General features: G+C 65.9%; 20 protein-coding genes. 13 read left to right on the top strand and 7 right to left on the bottom strand.

Annotation, left to right across the window (positions count from 1 at the left end; translation table 11 throughout):
• Positions 1 to 236: 236 nt before the first annotated feature.
• On the top strand, positions 237 to 2,033 hold the full coding sequence (locus tag BKK81_RS26015; protein WP_071018923.1) for a glycoside hydrolase family 15 protein: 1,797 nt from the start codon (positions 237 to 239) through the stop codon (positions 2,031 to 2,033).
• 175 nt (positions 2,034 to 2,208) lie between these two features.
• Here BKK81_RS26015 and BKK81_RS26010 read toward each other — a convergent pair whose 3' ends face one another.
• Both BKK81_RS26010 and BKK81_RS26005 read right to left on the bottom strand, forming a co-directional pair.
• Positions 2,209 to 2,778: a YbhB/YbcL family Raf kinase inhibitor-like protein gene (locus BKK81_RS26010; RefSeq protein WP_071018921.1), complete on the bottom strand. Its 570-nt coding sequence runs from the start codon at positions 2,776 to 2,778 to the stop codon at positions 2,209 to 2,211.
• Between the two features lie 286 nt (positions 2,779 to 3,064).
• Positions 3,065 to 4,201 carry a zinc-binding dehydrogenase gene (locus BKK81_RS26005; protein WP_071018920.1) on the bottom strand — a complete coding sequence of 379 codons (1,137 nt, stop codon included), beginning with the start codon at positions 4,199 to 4,201 and terminating at the stop codon, positions 3,065 to 3,067.
• Between the two features lie 388 nt (positions 4,202 to 4,589).
• On the opposite strand from BKK81_RS26005, the gene BKK81_RS26000 reads away from it, so the two are divergent.
• Entirely contained in the window at positions 4,590 to 5,024 is a 435-nt protein-coding gene (locus tag BKK81_RS26000) for a hypothetical protein (protein WP_071018918.1), read from the top strand.
• Between the two features lie 367 nt (positions 5,025 to 5,391).
• On the opposite strand, the gene BKK81_RS25995 is transcribed toward BKK81_RS26000, so the two are convergent.
• Positions 5,392 to 6,315 (bottom strand): LysR family transcriptional regulator, encoded by a 924-nt coding sequence (locus BKK81_RS25995; protein WP_071018916.1) that lies wholly within the window; start codon positions 6,313 to 6,315, stop codon positions 5,392 to 5,394.
• A 50-nt stretch (positions 6,316 to 6,365) separates the two neighbouring features.
• On the opposite strand from BKK81_RS25995, the gene BKK81_RS25990 reads away from it, so the two are divergent.
• From BKK81_RS25990 to BKK81_RS25970, 5 genes are all read left to right on the top strand, one after another.
• On the top strand, positions 6,366 to 7,019 hold the full coding sequence (locus tag BKK81_RS25990; protein ID WP_083384449.1) for a LysE family translocator: 654 nt from the start codon (positions 6,366 to 6,368) through the stop codon (positions 7,017 to 7,019).
• 117 nt (positions 7,020 to 7,136) lie between these two features.
• Entirely contained in the window at positions 7,137 to 7,601 is a 465-nt protein-coding gene (locus tag BKK81_RS25985) for a YaiI/YqxD family protein (RefSeq protein WP_071018914.1), read from the top strand.
• 288 nt (positions 7,602 to 7,889) lie between these two features.
• Positions 7,890 to 8,900 (top strand): AraC family transcriptional regulator, encoded by a 1,011-nt coding sequence (locus tag BKK81_RS25980; protein WP_071018912.1) that lies wholly within the window; start codon positions 7,890 to 7,892, stop codon positions 8,898 to 8,900.
• A 132-nt stretch (positions 8,901 to 9,032) separates the two neighbouring features.
• Positions 9,033 to 9,665 carry an START domain-containing protein gene (locus tag BKK81_RS25975; RefSeq protein ID WP_071018910.1) on the top strand — a complete coding sequence of 211 codons (633 nt, stop codon included), beginning with the start codon at positions 9,033 to 9,035 and terminating at the stop codon, positions 9,663 to 9,665.
• Between the two features lie 151 nt (positions 9,666 to 9,816).
• Positions 9,817 to 10,668 carry an oxidoreductase gene (locus tag BKK81_RS25970; RefSeq protein ID WP_071018908.1) on the top strand — a complete coding sequence of 284 codons (852 nt, stop codon included), beginning with the start codon at positions 9,817 to 9,819 and terminating at the stop codon, positions 10,666 to 10,668.
• 513 nt (positions 10,669 to 11,181) lie between these two features.
• Here BKK81_RS25970 and BKK81_RS25965 read toward each other — a convergent pair.
• On the bottom strand, positions 11,182 to 12,246 hold the full coding sequence (locus BKK81_RS25965; protein WP_083384448.1) for a DMT family transporter: 1,065 nt from the start codon (positions 12,244 to 12,246) through the stop codon (positions 11,182 to 11,184).
• Positions 12,247 to 12,378: 132 nt separating this feature from the next.
• Here BKK81_RS25965 and BKK81_RS25960 point away from each other — a divergent pair, with 132 nt between their 5' ends.
• Positions 12,379 to 13,263: a LysR substrate-binding domain-containing protein gene (locus BKK81_RS25960; RefSeq protein WP_071018907.1), complete on the top strand. Its 885-nt coding sequence runs from the start codon at positions 12,379 to 12,381 to the stop codon at positions 13,261 to 13,263.
• 71 nt (positions 13,264 to 13,334) lie between these two features.
• Here BKK81_RS25960 and BKK81_RS25955 read toward each other — a convergent pair whose 3' ends face one another.
• On the bottom strand, positions 13,335 to 15,503 hold the full coding sequence (locus BKK81_RS25955) for a penicillin-binding protein 1A (RefSeq protein WP_442873401.1): 2,169 nt from the start codon (positions 15,501 to 15,503) through the stop codon (positions 13,335 to 13,337).
• Between the two features lie 276 nt (positions 15,504 to 15,779).
• The gene (locus BKK81_RS25950) at positions 15,780 to 16,427 is read right to left on the bottom strand and encodes a LysE family translocator (RefSeq protein ID WP_071018903.1); all 648 of its coding nucleotides are present in this window, start codon (positions 16,425 to 16,427) and stop codon (positions 15,780 to 15,782) included.
• Between the two features lie 103 nt (positions 16,428 to 16,530).
• Between BKK81_RS25950 and BKK81_RS25945 the strand changes: the two genes are divergently transcribed.
• The 4 genes from BKK81_RS25945 (at position 16,531) to BKK81_RS25930 (ending at position 20,179) form a co-directional block, all read left to right on the top strand.
• Positions 16,531 to 17,379 (top strand): LysR substrate-binding domain-containing protein, encoded by an 849-nt coding sequence (locus BKK81_RS25945; RefSeq protein ID WP_071018901.1) that lies wholly within the window; start codon positions 16,531 to 16,533, stop codon positions 17,377 to 17,379.
• A gap of 166 nt (positions 17,380 to 17,545) precedes the next feature.
• Complete coding sequence (locus tag BKK81_RS25940) at positions 17,546 to 17,971, top strand: SgcJ/EcaC family oxidoreductase (protein WP_071022344.1); 426 nt, start codon at positions 17,546 to 17,548, stop codon at positions 17,969 to 17,971.
• A gap of 244 nt (positions 17,972 to 18,215) precedes the next feature.
• Positions 18,216 to 19,238 (top strand): class I fructose-bisphosphate aldolase, encoded by a 1,023-nt coding sequence (locus BKK81_RS25935; protein ID WP_071018899.1) that lies wholly within the window; start codon positions 18,216 to 18,218, stop codon positions 19,236 to 19,238.
• Between the two features lie 356 nt (positions 19,239 to 19,594).
• Positions 19,595 to 20,179, top strand: a complete 585-nt coding sequence (locus BKK81_RS25930) for a Type 1 glutamine amidotransferase-like domain-containing protein (RefSeq protein ID WP_231908083.1) — start codon at positions 19,595 to 19,597, stop codon at positions 20,177 to 20,179.
• Positions 20,180 to 20,386: 207 nt separating this feature from the next.
• Here the strand turns inward: BKK81_RS25930 and BKK81_RS25925 are convergent, their stop codons facing one another.
• The gene (locus BKK81_RS25925; protein WP_071018895.1) at positions 20,387 to 21,958 is read right to left on the bottom strand and encodes an MFS transporter; all 1,572 of its coding nucleotides are present in this window, start codon (positions 21,956 to 21,958) and stop codon (positions 20,387 to 20,389) included.
• 210 nt (positions 21,959 to 22,168) lie between these two features.
• On the opposite strand from BKK81_RS25925, the gene BKK81_RS25920 reads away from it, so the two are divergent.
• Complete coding sequence (locus BKK81_RS25920) at positions 22,169 to 23,074, top strand: LysR family transcriptional regulator (protein ID WP_071018893.1); 906 nt, start codon at positions 22,169 to 22,171, stop codon at positions 23,072 to 23,074.
• Positions 23,075 to 23,424: the final 350 nt, after the last annotated feature.

The raw sequence follows: 23,424 nt of genomic DNA, 5'->3' as shown, positions 1-23,424 counted from the left end.
CGCCTTCGCACGCGCCGGACAGCGGGCGCCCGGTATCGCCGGAACCATCGTCGCGAAGCCGGATTCCAATCATGGAGCGCTGGCGCCGGCCTGGCGGAACAGCGTTGTACCACTCAGCCGGGCGGTCTTGCGCCCCGCACGCCTGCGCAGATGCAGCGCATGAGATCCAGGATCGCGCGTTGCGCGTGGAATCTTGCCTTGGCGGCCGCACCGCCCTGCTCGACGGAGGATTGCCCATGCCAGCGGCCATCGAAGACTATGCCCTGATCGGGAATTGCGAAACGGCCGCACTGGTCAGCCGCAGAGGCAGCCTGGACTGGCTATGCCTGCCGCGCTTCGACGCGCCGGCCTGCCTGGCCGCGCTGCTGGGGACCCGCGAGCAAGGCCGCTGGCGCCTGGCCCCGGCCGCACCGGGCGCCAGCATGCGGCAGCACTATCATCCCGGCAGCCTGGTACTGGAAACGGTCTTCGATCAAGGCGATGGCGAAGCCGCCTTGATCGACTTCATGCCGCTGCGCCGGAACGGTACGCCGCACGGTACGCGTTCCGATGTGATCCGCATCGTGCGCGGCCTGCGCGGCACGGTACGCATGCGGATGGACCTGACCTTGCGCTTCGACTACGGCGCCACCGTTCCCTGGGTCACACGGCTTGCGCACGAACCGGGCCTGCAAGCCGTAGCCGGCCCGGACATGGTGATATTGCGCACGCCGATACCGCTGCAAGGCCGGGGGCTGGCCACCATTGGCGAATTCTCCGTCGAGGCCGGCCAGGACGTACCGTTCCTCTTCACCTGTTCGCCCTCGCACCTGGCCTTGCCCGTCGCGCTCGATGCGCTGCGCGAGCTTGAACGGACGGATCGCTGGTGGCAGCGCTGGTCCGACCGCTGTACGGTCGGCGGAATCTGGCAGGAACCCGTCCGTCGTTCGCTGCTCACGCTCAAGGCGCTGACGTACCGTCCGACCGGAGGCGTGGTCGCGGCACCGACCACTTCCCTGCCGGAAGTGCCCGGCGGCGTGCGTAACTGGGACTACCGCTACTGCTGGTTGCGCGATGCCACGCGCACCTTGCTGGCGCTGATGTCCGCCGGCTACTACGAGGAAGCCGAGGCCTGGCGCAACTGGCTGACCCGTACCGTGGCCGGCAGCCCTGGCCAGGCTCAGATCATGTATGGCCTCGGCGGCGAGCGCCATCTGTGGGAGAGGGAACTGGACTGGCTTCCCGGTTACCGCGGCGCGCGCCCGGTGCGGGTGGGCAATCTTGCCGCGACCCAGCTCCAGCTGGACGTGTATGGCGAAGTCATGGATGCCCTGTACCACGCACGGCTGGGCGGCCTGCGCCACGACCCGGCCTCCTGGGCACTGCAGCGAGCGCTGATCGGCCATCTGGAATCGATCTGGACGCTACCGGACCAGGGGATCTGGGAAGTACGCAGCGGCGGTCATCCTTTCACCTTCTCCAAGGCCATGGCCTGGGTGGCACTGGACCGGGCCATCAAGACCGTGGAGATGCACGACTGGCCAGGCCCGGTGTCCCGCTGGCGTGCGCTGCGGGCGGCGATCCGGTCCGACGTTCTCGCCCACGGATACAATGCCGCGCGCCGCTGCTTCGTCCAATGCTACGGCGGCGACGCCACCGACGCCAGCCTGCTGCTGCTGCCGATGCTGGGCTTCATCGAGGGCGACGACCCCCGCATGCTCGGCACCATCGAGGCGGTCGAACGGGACCTGATGGCGCACGGCCTGGTGCGCCGCTATACCAGTGAGGCGGCGCCGGACGGTCTGCCGGGAGACGAGGGAGCCTTCCTGGCCTGCAGCTTCTGGCTGGCCGATGCCTATGCCCTGGCCGGGCGCCTGCAACAGGCGCGCGAGCTGTTCGAACGCATGCTCCGCTTGTGCAACGGGGTGGGCCTGCTGGCCGAAGAGTTCGATCCGCGCAGGCGCCATATGGCTGGAAACTTTCCGCAGGCCTTGTCGCACATCGCCTTGGTCAATACGGCGCTCCTGCTCGACAGGCTGGGCGCATCGTCTTGACCCCTGCACGGCGGCTCCGGTGGCACTGGCGAATCGGCCGCGGCCGGTGCAATGGTGCCACGCGTGCCCCGGCAGCGGCACCCTGCCAGCTTCGATCCGCCTCGAACTCCATCGGCGGCCTTGCGCCCATGTCCCGACTTCCAGCGTCAGGCAATAACGCCTTGACGCTTCACAACTAGCGCCCGTACCGCCCCACGATGCTCATGGCGCTGAGCGTATGGCCCTTGAGGGCCGCGAACAGCTCATCCCGGGTCAACCCGGGCGGCAACGCATCGGGCTCCAGCCTGGTCGCGATCACAGTGATCGTGTAATGGTGCGGCAGGTCGCCGACGGTCGGGCATGGGCCGCGATACGCGGCTTCGTCGCCGACGTTCTTGCCGAGCGTGATGCCATGTCCGCCGCCCTTGCCATCGCCCTCCTTCAACTGCCCGCGTTCCGGTGCGACGTTGTAGGCAACCCAGTGCGAGACGCCCATCCCGCCCGCGCCATCGGGATCCCACATCATGATGGCCAGGGACCTGGTGCCGGCTGGCAGGTTGGCCCAGGACAACTGGGGCGAGACCCCCTTGCCGCCACAGGCAGCGCCGCCGCTGTCGGCGCCGTCATTGGCATAGCGGGCGGCGATGGTGCCCGCGTCGGCAAACGACGTGGAAGATATCTGCATGCCGGCCGCGTGGGCGGTGGCGCCGCCCAGCAGGAGCAGCGCGCCGGCGACCGGCGCGCAGAGATGTCTGGTGAGTATCATGCGTATCCTCCGGTGAGGTGCGGACGCTGCGGGCAAGGCGTGCGATCCCGCCGCGGCGGCTGCATGCCCGCAGCGCGCGACGACGGCAGCGCAGACGGCATGGCCATTTTCGCTTGCAGCGCAATCATGCGTTGGACCCTTTGGCCCAAGGGAAAATCCCGATCGCAGCGTATCGCAGACGCCCATCGCCCGGGGGCGCACCAGCGTGGCATCGTCGCCCCGCCACGGGATGTGACGCAGCGGCCGGCTACTCGCACCGTGGGCGCGCAAGGCGCCCCGGGGCCATTCATCCGGCCAGGCCCTTGTTCGGGTTGATCAGGAACTTCTCCCCCGTCGCGCGCTTGTTGTAGACGGCGATGACGTCCAGGTCCAGCACCTCGGCCAGCGAGATCTCCTTCGAGTAGTGGCTGGCAAAGGTGGTCTTCAGTTCCGCCACCACGCGTTGCTTCAGCGCGTTGGCCCGCTCGCGCCCGATCTTCTGCAGGAACGGGAACAGCAGCCAGCCGCCCATGCCCCAGGCCATGCCGAAGTTGCGGCTGAACTCGGTCGGGCTGGTGTCCAGGCCGCCGTAGAGGTAGACCTGCTTGTGGGTGGTCGAGCCATAGCGGCTGTACTCTCTGGCCGTCCTGTTCAAGGCCGCTTCCATGCAGGTGAGGATCTGGCCGCCGAGCTTGCCGCCGCCCGTGGCATCGAAGGCGATGGTCGCGCCCGTGGCGACGAGTGCCTCGGTGAGGTCCTGCATGAAGGTGGGCGACGCGGCGTTGCAGACGTAGACCGCACCTTGCGCCTTGAGCAGGTCCGCCTGCTCCTGCTTGCGCACGATGTTCACCAGCTGGATGCCATCCTTGAGACAGATCCGGTTGAGCATCTGGCCCAGGTTGGAGGCCGCGGCGGTGTGCACCAGGGCGCTATGCCCCTCGAGCCGCATGGTCTCGACCATGCCTAGCGCGGTGAGCGGGTTGACGAATGACGACGCGCCATCCGCCGCCGTGGCGCCTTCGGGCAGGACCAGGCACTGGTCGACGGGAACGCAGCGGTACTGCGAGTACATCGCACCGCCGATGGCGGCCACGGTCTTGCCGATCAAGGCTTGCGCCGCAGGGGACGAGCCGGCCTCGACGACCACGCCCGCGCCCTCGTTGCCAACCGGCATGGAGGCATCCAGGCGGCCCGCCATGCTGCGCATCGCGGCTTCCGGCACGCGCGCGGTAACGACGGGGCGCTCGGCCGTGCCGCTGGCCTTGGCCGTGCTCATGTCGGCTGCACCGAACAGCAGGCCCAGATCCGACGGGTTGAGGGGTGAGGCTTCCATGCGGATGAGCACTTCATCCGGGCCGGGCTGCGGCACGTCGATGCTGTCCAGCGACAGCTGGAGTTCGCCGCTGCGCTGGATCTGCGAACGAAGTTGAAGTGCGGGGGGCATTCGATGTCTCCTTGGCCTGTCGGTTTGTGGTGAACGGGGCGGCAGCGGGGGCTGTCTTCGCCGGCAGTCAGCAATGTAGCAAGTTCCGGCAAACCCCGTACTGGGCCGGAAAATCAGGCCATGCGTCAGCCGACAGGCCCTCATGCACCGCACTGATAGTGGGAATAGTGGGGATAGTGGTGGATCGATCGATCCGCCGGCGGTCAGCCGTCCGGCCATCCCCCCGAGGACGTTGCCGCGGCACAGGTGCTTGTGTTCGCCACCTCTCCGGCTAGACTGGAAAGTACGGACGAAGGCTGCCTGTGCGGCAGCCGGCCCTCGCGCATCGTGCTTCGCGCCTCGCGCGGCTGGCCGACGAGCGCGCGGGCCGCTCCGGCAAGGAGACGGCATGGAGCGCTCCATGGCGAGACTCGAACAAGGCGTTGCATCCAGACTGGCGCGGAGCATGGCGGCCGGCGCGGTCATGCTCGCGGCGGCCGCCTTCGTCGCGTCGGCCGATGCCCAGCCCGTCGTCACAGGGCCGCTCAGCATCAACGGGTCGCTCCTCGTCCTCGGGCCGGTGACCGTCGATGGCCCGCTGACGGTGGCCGGGGACATCTATGCGCGCGGCCCGGTCACGGCGGCATGGATCGAACGGATTCCTCGCGGCGAACCCGCTGCACGCAGGTTCTGGGGCGACAACACGATTCGCGGCCCGCTGACCGTGCACGGTCCGCTGGTCGTGCACGGCGATCTGGAGGCGCATGGCCCGATCACCGTCGATGGCCCCATCGGGGCCGTCGGGCGCGTGGGCGCGGAAGGCCCGGTTACCGAGCGCCGCTGAATGCGCGCCGGGCGGAGCGTCTGCGGGTCTGTACCGTTCCTCAGGGGACACCCGGGCGAGACCCGCCGTGCGGCCGCCTGCAGTCGAGATTCCTTGCAGCTGGACGAACCTGAATCGAACGACCACGACGGAGCCGGGACTCGCCTTCGCCTCCAGCGCGATCGTGCCGGCATTCACCCCGGGTTCCGCGGCGGCCTGAGCCATTACCGTAACCTGGATCGGAACTGGGATCTGCAAGCGGCCTTCAACGGCCTGCTCGTGCAGGTTCCTGGCCTGTATCTTGTCGGCGAGCGGGACCCCGGCCTGGCGCTTGACAGCTGCTGGTGCGCCGGCGCACCGGCCAGACAGGCAGCCCGCCGCAGCCGCTTCAGGCCTGTGGCACCAGCCTTCCTCGCCGGGCCTTCGCCGTGCCATCTTGCAGGACCCTCACCACATCGGGACCCCGGGCAAAGTCCTCCCGGATCGATCGACCCAGTGCGAGCGCGGCAGCAGAGGCCGGGCCACCGGCGACATGAAGATGGATCGCGAAGGCCGGCAGCTCCGGCAGCCCGCATTCCGGCGCCAGGATGTCGAACTCCGACGGCACGGTGGAAGCCAGGGATGCCGTCACGGCGAGATCGGCCCGCACCGTGGCGGCGGTCGCGTCGATGCTGCCGCTCTCGAACACGGTCCGCCAGGGCCGTCCACACTTGCGCAGCGCATCGAGCACCGCCGGCCGGAACACGCACGCTTCGTCGACCAGGGAAACCGGCAGCCGGCTCCTGCGGAAAGCGGTGCCCCCTCTTGCCCCGACCCATACCAGGCGCTCCACGGCCAGGCATTCGCCGCGCGCGGCCCCAGGTAGCTCCTCGACCAGCGCGATGTCGACCTCCCCCCGCTTGAGGGTTCTCAGCAATTCCGTCGACGTGGCGCAGACAAGGGTCAGTTCGACGCGGGGATGATCCAGCGAAAACCCCTTCAGGATCGGACCGAGCCTGGCAGCAACGAGATCCTGCGGCGCGCCCAGGCGCACTGATCCTTCAATCGTGCCTCCCTTCATCTCGTCCCGCAGCGCGTCATGGACCGCCAGCAGGTGCCGGGACGGGCCAAGCCATCGCTCCCCCTCCGTGGTGAGGCGCAAGGCACGATGATCCCGAGCGAATAGCGGACCGGCCTGCGCTTCGAGCCGCCCGATCTGCTGGCTGATGGCGCCTTGCGTCAAGTGCAGCATGCGGCCAGCGGCTGTCATGCTGCCGTGGTCGGCCACGGCAACGAAGGCCCGAAGCAGGGCGATGTCGAGGTTGCGTGTCATTTCATCATTAGAGAACCTAATGGAAGGTATCAGACAATTTCGCTGTCGTAATGCCAAGTATGCGCGTAAAAAGAGGATTCCGAACAGCAGAAAGAGGCCATCCCGTGCCGATCCGAGACTACCTGCCATTGCTCGTCTTCGTCATGGTCGCCACCGCCACGCCGGGTGGCGCCACGACGCTGGCAACGGCATCGGGAGCCCATTTCGGCTATCGGCGCTCCTTGCCCTACATGACCGGCATCGCGGCCGGACTCGGCTCGATGGCGGCGGCCGCCGCCGCCGGCCTGGGCGCCGTCATGCTCGCCGGCCCGGCCCTGCAGATGGCCCTGAAGCTGGTCGGCTCGATCTATCTCGTCTGGCTGGCCTGGCGCATCGGACGCAGTTCATCTCCCCATGTCGGCTCGCCGCTACGCAAACCGGCCGGCTTCGCCAGCGGCGTCTGGATGCTCTGGCACAACCCCAAAGGCTGGACCATGACGCTCGGCGCCGCGGCCTCGTTCGCGACCATGGCGCACAGTCCGTTGCAACTCGGCGCGCTGCTCGGGCTTTCCTTCGCCGCGGCCGCCATGGTTTCGCTCTCGCTATGGTGCTGGGCAGGCCAGGCCTTCGCCCGCCTCCTGCGCAGCGAAGCGCAATGGCGTTGTCTCAACGGGACCTTGGCGCTGCTCCTTGCGCTGTCGATCGTCGCGATGTGGCTGCCCTAGACAGGGATCACGTGGGCTCCAATGGCGGCGGTAGGCACGCAGCGGACCTTGGCGCACCATCGGGATGCGCGCAGGCGGTAAGATGGGCGCTCCCTCCCCTCCATTGGAAATCCCACGATGCAAGTACTGGTTGACGCAGACGCCTGCCCGGTTGTCGTCAAGGAAATGCTGTACCGGGCCGCGCAGCGTGTCGAAGTGTCCGTCACGCTGGTCGCCAACAAGTATCTGCGCACGCCGCCTTCCCGCTTTATCAAGGCACTGCAGGTGCCGGCGGGATTCGACGCCGCCGATGACCGCATCGTCGAACTGGCCGGCAGCGGCGACCTCGTGATCACCGCGGATATCCCCCTGGCCGCCGCCGCCCTCGACAAGGGCGCCCACGTGCTCGACCCGAGAGGCACCTGGTTCAGCCGCGAGAACATCCAGGAGCGCCTGACCATGCGCGAGGTGATGGACCAGCTGCGCGCCTCGGGCATCGATACCGGCGGCCCGGCCCCCTACACCCCACAGGATGGCAAGGCCTTCGCCAGCCAGCTGGACCGCTTCCTGGCACGCCGCACGCCGCCAGGGTCGCCCGCCTGAGGCGTGGCTGGCACCGCCATGCGAGCGTGGGCCGGCTCGCATGGCGGTGCGATCGACGGTTGCTTGCCGGCCGGCTACAGTCCGCCGGAGCGTTGGGCCAGGACGAAAACCAGGACGTCGTCCATTGCCTGCCTCGCCCAGGAGAAAGCAGATCGCCGGGACCGCCAATGGCGCAGATCGAGCGAGCAATGGCGCAGTTTGCATGTCGAAATTGGCCTACCGATCTCTATACTGAGTCCCGATCCGGCGCAGAAGCCAACCCTGGCCCGGCATTTGATGAGTATCCCCATGACACGCAACCAGGCCTATTTCCTGGACATCGGATGGCAACCCTTGCTGAAGGACCTCGGTCTTGCCGCGGACCGGGTCCTGCGCAAGGCTGGGCTGCCTGACGACCTGCTGTCCCGCAGCGGGGACGGCCTGACCACAGACGAGTATTTCCGTTTCTGGCGCGCCTTGGAGGCCGAGGCCGGCGATGCCATGTTTCCATTGCGCATCGTCGAGACCGTTTCAGCCGAGTCGTTCTCCCCGCCATTGTTTGCAGCCCTTTGCAGTGCGAATCTCATGCAGGCGGTACAGCGCCTGGCCAAGTACAAACAGCTCGTGGCACCGATGAAGCTGGATGTGAATGTCGGACAGGCGGGCGAACTGACTGTGTCGCCTCGCTGGCAATCGGTGCCGACCGATGTCCCTTACTCATTGCAGGTCGCCGAGATCGCGTTCTTCCTGCGACTGGCCCGACTTGCCACCCGCGAACCCGTCAAAGCGCTTCGAGTGGAGATCTCGCGACTTCCGCCCAGTGCTTACACCCGTCGTTACGAGAACTTCTTCGGCGTGCGCGTACAGCATGGGGAGAGCCCAAGTATCACATTCACGGCCGCGGACGCTTTGCGACCATTTCTCACGATCAACGAAGGGATGTGGCGCGTCTTCGAGCCTGACCTGCGCCGCCGGCTCAGCGAGCTGGACGCGACAGCGACCGTTGCCGAACGCGTGCATGCCGTCTTGCTGGAACTGCTGCCCGGCAACGCGGCCACCATCGAGAAGACCGCCGAGCGCCTGGGCATGAGCAGGCGCACGCTACAGCGTCGCCTGGAAGATGAGGGACAGAGCTTTCGCGCCCTGGTCAATTCGACGCGGGAAAACCTGGCCCGCCACTACCTTGGCAATACCAAGATGTCCGCTGGGGAGATCGCTTTTCTCCTCGGCTTCGAAGATCCCAATTCCTTCTATCGCGCATTCCAGGACTGGACGGGGCAGACGCCCGACAGTGCTCGGCACGCCATGCGCCTGAATTGAGCCGGGACATTCCACTCTTGCCGGGTCCGCGAAGATGGCACGGATCACCGCATGGCTGGCACAGAATGCAAGTGCGTCGATGCGGTTCCATCTCTAAGGTCGTGGTGTCCCCACTCCCTGATGAGATTCCGCATGAGCTCCACGCGCGTCACCCGCTTCACACACTTCACACACGCCATCGCCCTGTTGGCTGGCCTGGCTCTGGCGCAACCGTCGTTCGCTCAGGAAAGCTGGTCGCTGGCCAAGGACGCCGAGGGCATCAAGGTCTATGTTCGCAACGTCCATGGCTCGCCCTTGCGCGAGTTCCGGGGCGAAGTTCCACTGGACAATACGCCTGAGCAGGTCGCCAGCGTGTTGCGCGATGCCGATGCCTTCCGCAGGTGGATGCCGGATGTCGCCACCTCGGAACTGCTCAAAGCCACCGACACCGAGCAGTTCCATTACCTCGAAAACAAGGCGCCCTGGCCGGTGTCGAACCGCGACGGGGTCTACCATTTCACCTATTCCCGAGCCGGGGACGGCACGATCACCATCCAGGTGGAGGCCATGCCCCGGTACGTCCCGCCGCGTGACGGCAAGGTGCGCATCCCCCAGGCCAACGGCCAGTGGAAGCTGGTGCCCGATGCCGGCGGCGTGCGTGTGACCTACCAGATGCATGCCTCCCCCGGCGGTGCGATCCCGGACTGGCTGGCCGACCGGACGGTAGTGGACACCCCGTTTGGAACGCTCAAGGCGTTGAGGAGCTACCTGCAAGCACCCCGCTGAAACCTGCCGCAGAAGCGTGGCGCCTTTTGCTTGAAGTGTGGCGCTGATCGCTAGAGCTGTGACACCACTCGCTGCATACAGTGGAGGTCAAGGAAGGGCGGCTCGAACCCGAGCCGCTATCCACTCAGCCCAGGATCCAAGGACATTCGATATGACGACCAAAGTTGCCCTCGTGACAGGTGCCTCCGCCGGTATCGGTGAGGCCACCGCGCTCAAGCTCAAAGCCCAGGGCTACACGGTATATGCGGCGGCACGTCGCGTGGAACGGATGCGGTCCCTGGCCGCTGCCGGCGTCCACGTGCTGTCGATGGATGTGACAGACGATGCCTCGATGCAGACCGCCATGACCAGGATCATCGCGGAAGCGGGCCGCATCGACGTGCTGGTCAACAATGCCGGGTATGGCTCCTATGGCGCGGTCGAGGACGTGCCACTGAGCGAAGCGCGCGCACAATTCGACGTCAATGTGTTCGGGGCGGTGCGCCTGACCCAATTGGCACTGCCGCACATGCGGGCGCAGCGCTCGGGCACCATCGTCAACATCACCTCGATGGGCGGCAAGATCCATACCCCGCTGGGAGCCTGGTACCACGGCACAAAGTTCGCGCTGGAGGCCATCAGCGACTGCCTGCGCATGGAAGTGCAACCCTTCGGCATCGACGTGGTGGTGATTGAACCGGGGGGTATCAAGACCGAATGGGCCGACATCGCGGCCGATAAGCTCCGCGTGATTTCCGGCAAGGGGGCCTATGCGGGACAGGCGCGTGCCATGGCCGAGTCGATGAATGGAGAGGCCAGCCGCAAGCGGCAGTCGCCCCCTCAGTTGATCGCCGACACGATTGCCAAAGCAGTCAGCGCTCGTCGGCCGAGGACCCGCTATGCGGTGGGCTTCGGTGCCAAGCCGATGATCTTCCTGCGCAGCCTGCTGTCCGACCGGGCGTTCGATGGCTTCATGCGCATGGCCACCGGCATTTCGCGCACCGCGCTTGCTGGCAAACCCTGAAGACCGCTGCGGGCAAAAGACAAGCCTCACCGGTTGCAAGGCTGGGGTCGCGGCCCGCCGGTTTCCGATCCCACCTGATAGCGGCGTGCCAACAGAATGCACGCCGGTATCCCATGCAGGGCGTATCCGGTCATGCCACGCACGACCGGCTGGCGAACTGGCATTTGCCGCCGGAGTGACTGCGCAAACGGCAAGCAGCCACCTGTCGAAACTGCTGGACGGTGGTCTTCTCTCGGTCGAGAAGGAGGGACGTCACCGCTATTACAGGCTCGCCGACCCGCATGTGGCATTGGTGCTCGAAGGGCTGGCGGCGATCAGTACGAACCGGGCCGTCCGCCGGAAGCCACTGGGTCGCGAAGCGGAGACATTGCGCTTCGCTCGTTGCTGCTACGACCACCTCGCCGGACGAGCCGGTGTCGCCGTTACGCAAAGGCTGATAGCGCTGGGCTATCTCGCGGTCGCACCTGTCCGGCTGACATCGGTTTCATTCCACATGATCGGGTTTCCCAGGCATCAGAGATCGGAAGCCGCACGCACGGGCCGACGGGCACGTTGGCGCAGGTAGATGTTGTTCAAGACCAGCGCGGCACCGGTCATGCACGCCCCGGCAATCTGCATATCGGTCGGCACGATGCCTTCCATGGCCGATACGAGAAAGGTCGTGATCGGCACGACATCCATGAACAGGACGCCGTTCAGCGGCGTGAGGATGCGGTTGCCGAGATTCCAGCAGAGAATGCCGACGAATCCGGCGACGGGTCCCATGTAGAGAAGATGGGGCAGGATGGCGAGCAGGTCGGCCTTGCCGGGGACGGGAATGACGTGCCGGGCCAACAGGACGCCGTTGATCGAGACGATGCTCAGAAGCCCGAGCCCGGTGGTGATGGTCGTGTATTTCAAGGCCGACCAGCGGGTGAAGAAGCTCGCGCTGAAGGTGTAGATCACCCAGCACAGGGCGCCGAGCACGATGAGCACGTTCGCGGCGTAGCTCTGCGGTTCGCCGAGAAGGCCGGCGATATCGCCTTTGGTGACAACCAGGATCACGCCGCAGAAGGACAGCAGGATAAACAGCAGCGAAAAGCGCGGCGGCAGAACGCGCCGGCCGATCGAGTTCACGACCAGGCCGAGCATCGGTTGGGTCGCCATCATGATCGAGGCAGTCAGGGCGCCATCCCTGCCGGCAATCTGCTGGCCGAGGAACACCAGAAAGCCGAAGCCGGCGAAGCCCACCGTCCCCAGGAACCAGGCCAGCAGCATCGACTGCCCGTCGGCGTGGAGCGCGGAGCGTCCCTCGGTCGAGACCAGCAGTACAAGGAATGCCATGCCGGCCGTCAAATAGCGCAGCGACGTGAAGGTGAACGGATCGATCCGCGTCAGCGCGCTGGACATGACGGGAAACATGATCCCGAAGGAGAGCGTCGCGACAACGCAGCACAGCACGCCTTTGGCATAGCCGCCGGAGGGCAGGCGGGACGCTCCTTGCCGCCTTGCGGAATCTGTTCCCGCCGACGGCGGGCGGGAAGCCAGGCGCCCGGGGCTGGCAGCGGCTGCGACGGTTTCCGATGGTTCCACGGACATGGGATTTTCTACCTCCTCGTATCGGGAGAGCGTCGGCCGGCTGGCTCGCTCCTCCATTGCTCGGATGGTAGGAGTTCCCTATCATTAAGAAAATTGGATATTTCTTATCGAACAGTTTCGAAGAACTGAACTATGATCCGGCCCAATCTCGACATGGATATCCTGCGCACCCTGGTGGCCGCACAGGACCTCGGCAGCTTCAATCGCGCAGCCGACCACATCGGCCGCTCGCAGTCGGCGGTGAGCCAGCAGATCCGCAAGCTCGAGGAACAGATCGGCGAGCCCTTGTTCCGCAAGGAGGGACGGGGGCTCGCACCGACCGAAGCGGGAGACGTGATCCTCAGCTACGCGCGGCGGATTCTCGACCTGAACGACGAGGCGGTCTCGGCCGTGCGCGGGATGTCGGTCGCGGGTGCGGTGCGCTTCGGCGTGCCGAGCGATCTCGCCGAGACGTGGCTGCCGAAGGTACTGGGACAGTTCAAGCGGGCCCACCCCGCCGTCCTGATCGAGGCCGTCGTAGAACGCAATGCGCTGCTGCTCGAACGCCTGGACAAGGGCCAGCTCGACCTTGCCCTGGCGTTCGGCGGGGACGCGCGGCACGACGGCGAGCTGCTTGCCACCTTGCCGATGACCTGGATCGGTCCTGCCGCGGGCCAGGCGGAGTTCAAGCCTGGACAGCCGTTGTCGCTGGTCGTGTATGCGCCCCCCTGCTTCTTCCGCCAGGCCTGCATCGAGGCGCTCGACAAGGCGGGAGTCGCCTGGCACACCGCTTTCACCAGCTCCAGCCTCCATGGGCTCTGGGCCGCTGTCGACGCAGGCCTGGGCATTACCTTGCGCACGGCGCTGGGGCTGCCGCGCTCGTTGACCGTACTGGATGCAAGCTCCGGCCTTCCGCCCGTTCCGACCATACGACTGGCCCTGCATGACGCAGGCCGCGCGCTATCGCCCGCCGCCGAGCGGCTGAAGACCATCCTGGTCGAGACGTTGTCCGAGAGCCTGCCGCCTCCCGGCTATTGAATGCCAGAGGCGCTGGCGTCGGTGAAGGATCCCGCCGCGCCGGTCCGGAACGGGCCGACGGCGATCCCCCGTCAGAACGGCCAGAAGAAGAAGTGCCGCTGCTGCTTGCGCGGATGGGTCACGCGCGGCGGCCGAGACTCCGGCCCGAGCCGCGCGCCCGCGTCGATCACCCGCGCGCGCAGCGCCATGTCGTAGAAGGCGCCAACCATCGGCAGGGCGCTGTGCGCGCCCTGCCCCCAGTAGTCGCCGAGCGTCACGCGTCCATCGTCGAATCCCACCCAGGCGCCCGCGACCAGTTGCGGATGCATCAGGATGAACCAGCTATCCGCATTGTCCTGCGTCGTGCCGGTCTTGCCGGCCACATCCGCGTAGATCCGGAAGCGCGACCGGATGCCGTTGCCCGTGCCACGGCTGATCACGTCGCGCATGACGTCGACGAGCACCTGGGCCGCACCGGCAGGCAGCGCCCGTTCGGGCACGGCGCTCGGGAATTCGGCGAGCACCTGGCCGTCATGATTCTCGATGCGCGTGACCATGCGCGGTTCAATATAGGCACCGCGGTTCGCGATGGTGCTGTATGCCGAGACCATTTCCTTCAGCGTGACCGGGCTCGTGCCGAGCGCGAGCGACGGTACGGCTTCGAGCGAACTCTCGCGCACGCCCATCGCGCGCGCGAGCTGCGCGACCTTCTCGGGGCGCTCCTTCTGCATGAGCTGGGCGGTGATGCGATTGCGCGAGTAAGCCAGCGCGTCACGCAGCGTCATCGGCCGGCCGCTGGGCGGTTCCGCGTCGGCCGGCCGCCAGACCGCATGCCCGCTCAATGGAATGGCGACATCCCGGTCGACGAAGGTATCGCTCGGCCGTGCGCCATCCGCGAAGGCCGCGCCGTAGAGGAAGGGCTTGAAGGTCGAACCGGGCTGGCGCCGGGCCTGTTGCACATGATCGAACGGCACTTCGCGGAAATCGCGGCTGCCGACCCAGGCCTTGATGTCGCCGTTGCGCGGATCGATCGCGACGAAGCCCGCCTGGACCTGCGTCTTGCTCCGGCACAGCGCGCGGACGAATGCAGCATTCGCCGCGAGCTTCCTCAGCGCGGCCTGGTCCGTCTGCCCCCCGTCGCGCGCGGCGCGGTACTCCGCCGTCTGCCGCATGAAGGCCTGGAACAGCTCATTGCCCGGCCAGCATCCCGTCCGCTCATCCCACGCCTCGTTGGCGATCGCTTGCAACTGATTGGTCTGCCAGGCCATCGCCTGCGTGGCCATCCCCTGCAGGCGGGAATCGATGGTGGTGCGCACCACCAGTCCGTCGGCATAGATGTTGTAGCCGTTCCGCCCGGCCCATGCGCTCAACCACTTGCGCAGTTGGGCCGAGAAATGCGGGGCGACGCCCGGTGGTGCGCTCTGCGGCTCGAAATCGACGTTGAGTGGTTGCCGCACCAGCCATGCGTAGGCACCGGGCTTGAGCTTGCCGTACTTGTCCATCTGCCCCAGCACCGTATTGCGCCGCTGCAAGGCGCGCTCGGGATTCAGCACGGGGTTGTAGGTGCTGTTGGCCTTCAGCATGCCGACCAGGGTCGCGCTTTCGAGAATGTCGAGCCGATCGGCGGATTTGCCGAAGTAGGTGCGTGCGGCCATTTCCACGCCGTAGGCGTTGTACAGGAACGGCACCGTGTTCAGGTAGGTCTCGAGGATCTGGTCCTTGCTGTACACGGATTCGATCTTGAACGCCGTGATCGCTTCCTTGAGCTTGCGCGTGAGGGTCGGCGCGCGGCCGATCTCGTCCGGATACAGGTTGCGAGCCAGCTGCTGGGTGATCGATGAGCCGCCCTGCCGGTCGCCCGAGAACGTATGCAACGCTGCCGACGCGGTACGCCTCCAGTCGATGCCATGGTGCTCGTAGAAGCGGCGGTCCTCGGTCGCGACCAAGGCGTCGACCATATAGGGTGAGATCCGCCTGAGCGGCACCCACTCGCGATTGACCGGCTTGAACTGGTCGAGCAGCCGGCCGTCGGCCGACACAATCAACGCCGGCCGGTCGATGCGGGCCTTGCGGATGTCGCCCATGCCAGGCGTGTACGGCACGAGCGCCAGCACGAACGCCACGAACAGCGCTGGCACGGCAAGGAGTGCAAGCACGATGCCGCGCCGCGTCGGGTGACGCAGGCGGCGCAGTGCGCTGCTGACAGCACGCCCGGCCGCTGCGCTGCCGGCGGCGAGCAACGGCCGGATGCGGGCGAGCAAGCGGGCGCAGTGCTCTCGAAGCAACGATACATAGCGGCTATTCACTGGGGCGGGGGCGCTGGCGGAAAGGGCCGGATCGTACCAAAGCGCAAGCGCGTTGCCGTTGTCAGGTTGCGACTGCAGCGCGCCGCATTTACAGACGATTACATTTGTTTCGCGTTGACAACAAGAGGCGAGCCTTATGCCGCAGGACTTCTTTTTTTCCGCAAGAAGCGCGGCCGGGTCAACGCTTGCCGACCCGGTCGCGGAGCGTCCCCGCGCTGGTGTCGAACGTCCTCAATAGATGCCCGCCGACCTCAATGCATCGACGGCCATGTGCATGCCCAGCACACCCAGGACAAGGCCCATCGCCCAGCGTTGGGCCAGCAGGAGTCCCGGGCGGCGCGACAGGAGCGTCGCCATGCTGCCGGAGCAGACCGCCACCAGGCCATTGACCGTGGCGAACACGACGATCAGCGACGATCCCAGCGCCAGCGATTGCCTGAGAACGCTGCCGTTCTGATAGTCGATGAACTGCGGCAGCAGGGACAGGAAGATCATCGCGAGCTTGGGATTCAACAGACTGGTCGTTGCCCCCATCACCAGCAGCCGGCGCGGCCGTTCGCGCGGCAGGTCGCGCACCTCCAGGGGAGAGCGGCCACCCGGCTTCACGGCCTGCCACGCCAGATAGAACAGATAGAGCGCGCCCACGGCACCCAAGGCACTGCCCGCATAAGGCACGCCGAGGAAGAACGCCGTGATGCCGAACGCGGCCCCGAACATATAGAAGAGATATCCGAACATGACGCCCGCGAGCGATATCATCCCCGCCATGCGGCCTTGCGCGATCGAGCGCGACATCACGTAGACCATGTTCGGCCCAGGGGTTACAGCGAGCATTCCGGCAACCGCCAGGAATCCGTAGATCGACGCCGTACTATGCATTTTCGTGGGCTCATCCAAGTGATCGTCGCTGCTAGTATCCGGCTGCCATACACTCCAGTAAAACGAATTAAACTGAACCCATTACTCAGCTTTTCTGATCAAAATGAAGAAGCTCGACCTGGACGTGCTTGAGATGCTGGTGGCGGTTGCCGAGACGGGTTCGTTCGCGCGCGGGGCAGAGTCCGTGCATCGGTCGCCGTCGGCAGTGAGCATGCAGATCAAGGGACTTGAAGAAGCGCTGGGAAAACCGCTCTTCGTGCGAAGCACCCGCAATGTCGCGATTACCGCGGAGGGCAAGACGCTATTGGACTATGGCCGCCGAATGCTGGCGATGCGAGAGGAAGCCTGGGCGTCGATCGTGCGTCCGGAGATCAAGGGCCGCGTCACCATCGGCGTTCCCGACGACTACGCCTCGTCGTTGCTGCCACAGGTCCTGGGCAAGTTCGCGGTCGCTCATCCGCGCGTCGAGATCCGGGTGATCGGCCTGCCCAGCAGTGCGCTCGTTCCCTTGCTCAAGGACAACACGCTGGACCTGGCCTGCATCACGAAAGCGAAGGGCATTGCGGGAGAGTTCATCCGGTACGAGCCGATGGTGTGGGCCGGGTCGCCGGCAAGAAAGGTGTGGCAGGAGCGCCCGCTTCCACTCGCTGTGTTCGCACAGGGCAGTACTGCACGCGCCAATGCCATCCATGCGCTGCAGCGGGAGAACATCAGGTTTCGCATGTCCTACGAGAGCCCAAGCCTGTTGGGCGTGCTCAGCATGGTCGAAGCGGGGCTCGCCATCGCGCCGCTGGCGCGATGCAGCGTGCCGGGGCACCTGGTCCAGCTATCGCAGAACGAAGGGCTGCCGCCCCTGGATGATCTCGAGGTCGCTCTGGCCCGCAGCGCCCGCTCCGCACGGCCGCCTTGCGATTTCCTCGCTGAACAGATCCTGGCTGAGATGCGCGTTTGAGCGGCTTGGGCTTCAGCGATGCGCCGAGATCCCGTGGTAGCGTAAGCGTTGCTTGGTCCGCCCGACTGCGAACGCACCACGAACGCACCACGAACGCCCCACGAACGCACCACGCACACGCCAGCCCCCCCAACGTAGAACAACCGTGAGAATCCACATGACGCCAATGAGACAAGCCGAACACGCCCCCCAGGCGTTTCAGACCGCCTGGAACAGCCATGACATGGAGTCCCTCGGAGCGTTGTTCCACGAGGATGCGACGTTCGTAAACCGGTTCGGGCACTACGTGCGCGGCGTGGCGGCAATTATCGAAATGCACGCGCCCATCCATGCCACCATCTACAGCGATTCCACGCTGGAGAACGAGCTGATCGACGTGGTCGCCATCCATGACGACGCGGCCGTCGTGCACTTCTGGAGCCGGCTCACGGTCGGCATCGCGCATCCGGCGGGTCCGCACGCGGTCGACACGCTGATCCTCGCCGTGCTGACGCGCAAGGCTGGCACGTGGCGGATCCAGGCGCTCGAGAACGTCACCCTGACGAATCCCCGTACGGGAGAAGCTATCTTGAGAGATAGCCGAGGTCTCTGATCGAACACCTGGATGTTGGCGCGCGGCTGGCCGGCAGTGCATGCCGCCGGCGGTAACTCATCTTGCGCCCATCGAGCGTTGTCCCGGCTCCAGAAGGCCGAAAGGCGGCCACTAGCGGCCAGTAGCCGCCCACGCGCATCGTTCGGTCCGCCACCATCGGCCGGCCATGTGTTCCCCCGCTCGCTTGCGCGATGGCATGGATGAGCTATTGCTTGTTCATACATCCCCCTCTTGGAGCAAGGTCATGGATGAACCCAGCGCATTGCAAGCCACCGTGGACCATCTGGTGCAAGCCGGTAAGGGCCTGCTGGCCGCGGACGAAAGCGGGCCGACGATCGCCAAGCGGTTCCAGCGCATCGGCGTGGAATCGAATGAGGAGAGCCGGCGGGCGTGGCGCACCCTGCTCTTGTCGACACCCGGCCTTGGCGAATTCATCAGCGGAGTGATCCTCTACGAGGAGACACTGGGCCAGTGCGCCGACGATGGCACGCCGCTGCCGGAACTGGCCGCGCGCCAGGGCATCGTGCCCGGCATCAAGGTGGACAAGGGCAAGCTCGCGCTCGCCCGTGCCCCCGGGGACGAGATCACCGAAGGCCTCGACGGGCTGGCCAGGCGGCTGGCCGGTTATCGCCAGCAAGGTGCGCGCTTCGCCAAGTGGCGCGCGGTATTCAATGTGTCGGACCAGCTGCCCGGCCGGCTCGCCATCGAGGCCAATGCGCAGGCGCTGGCCAGCTATGCCGCGATCTGCCAGGAGTCTGGCATCGTGCCCATCGTCGAACCCGAGGTGCTGATGGATGGCGCACACTCCATGGCCCGCTGCGCCGACGTCACCGAGTGCGTGCTGCACGAGGTCTTCCACGCCTTGCACCGGCATGCGGTGACGCTCGAACATATGCTGCTGAAGCCCAGCATGGTGCTCCCCGGCAAGGAGGCGGCACCGGCCGCTCCGGCCGAGGTTGCCGCGCAGACCGTGCAGGTGCTCAGGCGCACGGTGCCGGCGGCGGTGCCGGGCATCTTCTTCCTCTCCGGCGGCCAGACGCCGACCGAGGCCACCGCCAATCTCGATGCCATGAACCGGCTCGGCCCGATGCCCTGGCGCCTGAGTTTCTCCTACGGACGCGCCTTGCAGGAGCCGCCGCTGCTGGCCTGGCACGGCGAGGCCGCGAATGCCGCGCCAGCGCAACGGGCGCTGCTGCTGCGCGCAAGGCTGAATGGCATGGCGTGCTTGGGGCAGTACCAGCCGGCGCTGGAGGAGGGAGCGGGCTGAGCGTACGACGGGCAAGGCCTCCGGGAGGCGCCCCGGCCATCCATCCGGACGGCGGGGTTCCTATGCCGCTGGCGGGCGATTCGCCTTCACCGGCCGCCTCGGATTGGCAGCCATCCTGCGGGGCGCGAGAACACTGGCCAGTGCATCCAGCCGGAAGGAACCTCCGACCTCAAGGGTCGACCATGAGAGTCGACCATGAGAGTCGACCATGACGGCGATTTCGCCGACAATGCCGATATCGTGTCCCATCCCGGACAGCGCTGTCGACACCTGGAGAACTCGCCGTGCGCCTATACCTTTCGTCTTTCGATGTCGGTGCCGATCCCGGGCGACTTGCGCGACTGGTTGGCGGCGAAATGCGGGCGACCATCATCGTCAATGCGCTCGACCATCGTGCAGCGGCGCGCGCGCAGTGGCTGGAGAGTCAGGCGGCAAAGCTCCGCGCCTTGGGGTTCACGGTGCAGGAACTCGATCTCCGGCAGTTCTTCGGCGCCCGTGACCGCCTGAGCGAAGCCTTGCAGAAGTTCGACGCGGTATGGGTCAACGGCGGCAACGCCTTCATACTGCGCAGGGCCATGAGGCAAAGCGGATGCGATCTCCTGCTCGCCGATTTGCTGGAACGTGACAGGCTCGTCTACGCCGGATTCAGCGCGGCGGCAGTCATTGCCTCGAGCACGCTTCGTGCGCTGGACCGCGTCAGCGATCCAGCCGAAGTACCGCCGGGATACGATCCGGCCGTGGTCTGGGATGGGCTTGGATTCCTGCCGTTTTCCCTGGTCGTACACTTCGAGTCAGATCATCCCGAGTCGGCCGCGGTCGGCGCGGAAGTGGAGTATTACAAGCGTCACCGGATGCCATTCCGGACACTCCGGGACGGCGAGGCCCTGGTGATCGATGGCATTCGCAATGAGGTGGTCGGCCAAGCCGGTTTGCCGCGCTAACGTTCCGAGTCTTGCATTCGTTGAGCACTCAGTCTGGCGAGAGGTCCTGCGAGGCCAGCAAGGAAGCGCACGCGGTCACAATCACACCGGCGGCGCTGTGCCTGCGATTGCACTGCGGTGCCGGGCGAAGATGCGGGTCGGGGACACCCCGGGGTAACGCGGGAACAGGGGACCGGCGCACACACGCACCGCGGCGCAAGGCATGCGTTACGTGCTCGGGTGACGGGCACGCTCGTCCCGCGCAAATTCCTGGCGATGTGCCCGCTTGGCAGAACCGAACGCGACCAAGCTGAGCAGCGCCAAGGCCCAGACACAGATCATGCCGTACCGCATCACAAGGCCGAAGCCGTGTACGAGCGCGGCACGAACGATGACGCCGTGCGGATCGGCAGTCGCAAGCTCCGCGCCATGCTGCGTGAGTTGCGCAATACTGCCTGCGGCGACCTTTTCCGCGAGCCAACGCAACGGCGTGGTTTCGGCAATGCCAGGAAGCGCGTGCGTAAGATAAGACAGCACGCCTTCGAGGAGGATGAAACCCATCAGCGCGATATTGATGGCCAGGCTGATCATTCTCGCGCTCATATCGATGCCTGAAGCCATGCCCGCGCGGTTCGGCGACACGGCGCCCGTCGCGGTATTGGTGACCGGCGTATTGGTCAGGCCCAGCCCCGTTCCGCACAACAGGCAACCCGGCAGCATCGTGAGCCAACTGGCCTGCTCCATGCCGGCGCCGAACCTCATCAGCAGGAAACCGAGACCGATGGTGAACATGCCAAGCGGAATGACCCTGCGCGCGTCGAACCTGAGAGCGAGCCGCTCGGCAAGTGGCGGGACGACCAGCGTCGGCAGCGTGTAAGCGAGCAGTGACAGTCCGGTATTCACACTGGTATAACCGAGCGCGCCTTGAAAATAGATCGGCAGGTAGATCATGAACGGCCAGTAGCTGAAGTTCATGCCCACCGACCCGCACAGCGCCCCCGAGAACGGGCGGATCCTGAAGACGGAAAAATCGAACATCGGCCGGGGACTGCGCTTCTCGACAAAGATGAACACGATGAAACTCAGCACCGTCGCCGCGACAATGCTTAACGCGGCGGGGCTGCCCAAGCCGAGATCCGGTCCTTGCGTAATGAAGTAGACAAGGCCGAAGCACGACAAAGAGAGCGTGAGGATGCCGGCAACGTCGAGGTATTGCGCATGGGGGTCGCGCGACTCCCGCACGCCGGCGAAGACGAGACCCAGTGCCACGATCGAGATCAGTGCGTGGACGAGAAAGACCCATTGCCAGTTGGCGACCGCGACGATCATGCCTCCGATGATCGGGCCGAAGCCGAGGCCGATGCCGAAGATGATTCCCCAGACGCCAAACGCCCGGCTGCGTTCACGTCCCTCCTGAAACTGATGCGAGAGCACCGCCACCTGGCAGATCAGCATCGCTCCGCCGCCCATTCCTTGAAAAAAGCGGCTGACGATCAGGACAGGCGCGCTTTGCGCGAGCCCGCAGATCAGGGAGGTGACGGCGAACATCACGATGCTGGCCACATAGATACGTTTGCGTCCGAATCGGTCCGCCAGCGCCCCGGTCGCCATCAGCACGGTGGTGCATGCAAGCGTGTAGGCGTTCATGATCCATTGGATCTCCTTGAAATCCGCGCGCAGCACGCTTTCCAGGATGGGGAGTACCGTCGGGACACTGGATATCTCGAGGCCGAACATCAACGAAGTCAAGCAGACTGCGGCCAGCGCGAGGGCGTTTCTTGGCGGGTGGGAAAGTGTCATGGATATCGCAGTGGAATGCGTTTGCGTTTGCGTTTGCGTTTGCGTTTGCGTTTGCGTTTGCGTTTGCGTTTGCGTTTGCGTTTGCGTGAACACGTCCGGTGTACACGGCGGGAGCGGCCCGATCAGCATCTCGTCGGATGTACTATATCGGGAATAAATTTCCCCATTGACGCAAATAATTCCCATGAATTACTCCCACGAGGCCCCAATGTGATGGACAAACTGGATGGCGTGGCGGTCTTTGTGCAGGTCGTCGAAGCCGGCAGCTTTACGCTTGCAGCCGAGCGCATGCGGCTGACGCGCTCGGCCATCGGCAAGGTGATTGCGCGGCTCGAGGGTCGCCTTGGCGTGCGCCTGCTCCAGCGCACGACGCGCAGCCAGACACTGACGGAGGCCGGGCAGGCCTATTACGATCGATGCGTCCGGGCGCTGGCCGAACTGGAAGCCGCCGAGGTGGAACTCGAGAGCGGACACAGCGAGCCGCGCGGCCGCCTGCGGGTCAGCGTGCCGCTCGCGTTCGGCCACCATTGCGTCGCGCCGGTGCTGTTCGGGCTCGCACGCAAGCATCCCGATCTCCAGATCGATATCTCGTTTACAGACCGGGCAGTGGATCTCGTCGAAGAAAACATCGATCTTGCGGTGCGCATCGGCGCATTGCGTGACAGCACGAGCCTGGCGGCACGGCGCCTCGGGGTCCAGGACCTGAGCATCGGAGCCGCGCCGTCGTATCTGGCGCGGCATGGCACGCCTGTCGCGATCGATGAATTCGAGGGGCATGCGGGGATCGCTTACTCGCGCGCCGGCGTGATGTCGCCATGGCGCGTGCTCGACACGGACGGCATGGAGCGGGAGTTGCTGGTCAAGCCGCAATTGAGCCTGGACGATATCCAGGCGATTGCCGGGGCAGGCGTCGCCGGGCTGGGGCTCGTGCAGTTGCCGTGCTGGTTGCTGACGCGATATGTGGCGGCAGGTGAGCTCATCGCCGTGAGGGAGCGCTGCGGCGTGCGACTGCAGGAAATCCATGCGGTGTGGCCGAAGACGCCCTATCTGCCGTTGAAGACCCGTTGTGCGATCGATGCACTGGTTGCCGAGATTCCGCTGATGAACCTCGGCTGACCTCGGCTGACCTCGGCTGACCTCGGCTGAGGGCAAGGCTCGCCAGCGCCGGTACGTGAGCGCAAGTCGAGTGCCGGCAGTACACCTGCGACGCGGCGTACAAGGTCGATGTCGCGAGCGCGGCCCGGCCAGCCGGCCAGAAACAAACCTACACTCATCCATAGACTCATCCCCATCCGTGCCCCCGGATTCTGGCCGCCACACTGGTCCGCTGAATCATTGAGACCGGAGGTGAAGGACATGTCATGCGGGAATCGGCGCCAGGCGCCGAGCGCAGCCATGGCCCGGCGCTGGCGAGCCATGGCAACGACGCGATCAGCCCGCACGGCATGGCAGGCAGCGACCGATTT

It is taken from the genome of Cupriavidus sp. USMAHM13, from assembly GCF_001854285.1.
In the GTDB taxonomy this organism is placed as follows: Bacteria; Pseudomonadota; Gammaproteobacteria; order Burkholderiales; family Burkholderiaceae; genus Cupriavidus; species Cupriavidus malaysiensis.
Note: the sequence above shows the minus strand (reverse complement) of the source record. Positions and strands in the feature narration are given on the sequence as shown.

Excerpts from the sequence above, each read along its gene's own strand:
- BKK81_RS25930 (WP_231908083.1), top strand. The coding sequence starts at position 19,595 with ATGCGGGCGACCATCATCGTCAATGCGCTCGACCATCGTGCAGCGGCG.
- BKK81_RS25940 (WP_071022344.1), top strand. The coding sequence starts at position 17,546 with ATGAGACAAGCCGAACACGCCCCCCAGGCGTTTCAGACCGCCTGGAAC.
- BKK81_RS26005 (WP_071018920.1), bottom strand. The coding sequence starts at position 4,201 with ATGCCCCCCGCACTTCAACTTCGTTCGCAGATCCAGCGCAGCGGCGAA.
- BKK81_RS25995 (WP_071018916.1), bottom strand. The coding sequence starts at position 6,315 with ATGACACGCAACCTCGACATCGCCCTGCTTCGGGCCTTCGTTGCCGTG.
- BKK81_RS25980 (WP_071018912.1), top strand. The coding sequence starts at position 7,890 with ATGACACGCAACCAGGCCTATTTCCTGGACATCGGATGGCAACCCTTG.
- BKK81_RS25950 (WP_071018903.1), bottom strand. The coding sequence starts at position 16,427 with ATGCATAGTACGGCGTCGATCTACGGATTCCTGGCGGTTGCCGGAATG.
- BKK81_RS25990 (WP_083384449.1), top strand. The coding sequence starts at position 6,366 with ATGCCAAGTATGCGCGTAAAAAGAGGATTCCGAACAGCAGAAAGAGGC.
- BKK81_RS25925 (WP_071018895.1), bottom strand. The coding sequence starts at position 21,958 with ATGACACTTTCCCACCCGCCAAGAAACGCCCTCGCGCTGGCCGCAGTC.
- BKK81_RS25945 (WP_071018901.1), top strand. The coding sequence starts at position 16,531 with ATGAAGAAGCTCGACCTGGACGTGCTTGAGATGCTGGTGGCGGTTGCC.
- BKK81_RS26000 (WP_071018918.1), top strand. The coding sequence starts at position 4,590 with ATGGAGCGCTCCATGGCGAGACTCGAACAAGGCGTTGCATCCAGACTG.
- BKK81_RS25960 (WP_071018907.1), top strand. The coding sequence starts at position 12,379 with ATGATCCGGCCCAATCTCGACATGGATATCCTGCGCACCCTGGTGGCC.
- BKK81_RS25970 (WP_071018908.1), top strand. The coding sequence starts at position 9,817 with ATGACGACCAAAGTTGCCCTCGTGACAGGTGCCTCCGCCGGTATCGGT.
- BKK81_RS25935 (WP_071018899.1), top strand. The coding sequence starts at position 18,216 with ATGGATGAACCCAGCGCATTGCAAGCCACCGTGGACCATCTGGTGCAA.
- BKK81_RS25985 (WP_071018914.1), top strand. The coding sequence starts at position 7,137 with ATGCAAGTACTGGTTGACGCAGACGCCTGCCCGGTTGTCGTCAAGGAA.
- BKK81_RS26015 (WP_071018923.1), top strand. The coding sequence starts at position 237 with ATGCCAGCGGCCATCGAAGACTATGCCCTGATCGGGAATTGCGAAACG.
- BKK81_RS26010 (WP_071018921.1), bottom strand. The coding sequence starts at position 2,778 with ATGATACTCACCAGACATCTCTGCGCGCCGGTCGCCGGCGCGCTGCTC.
- BKK81_RS25965 (WP_083384448.1), bottom strand. The coding sequence starts at position 12,246 with ATGTCCGTGGAACCATCGGAAACCGTCGCAGCCGCTGCCAGCCCCGGG.
- BKK81_RS25975 (WP_071018910.1), top strand. The coding sequence starts at position 9,033 with ATGAGCTCCACGCGCGTCACCCGCTTCACACACTTCACACACGCCATC.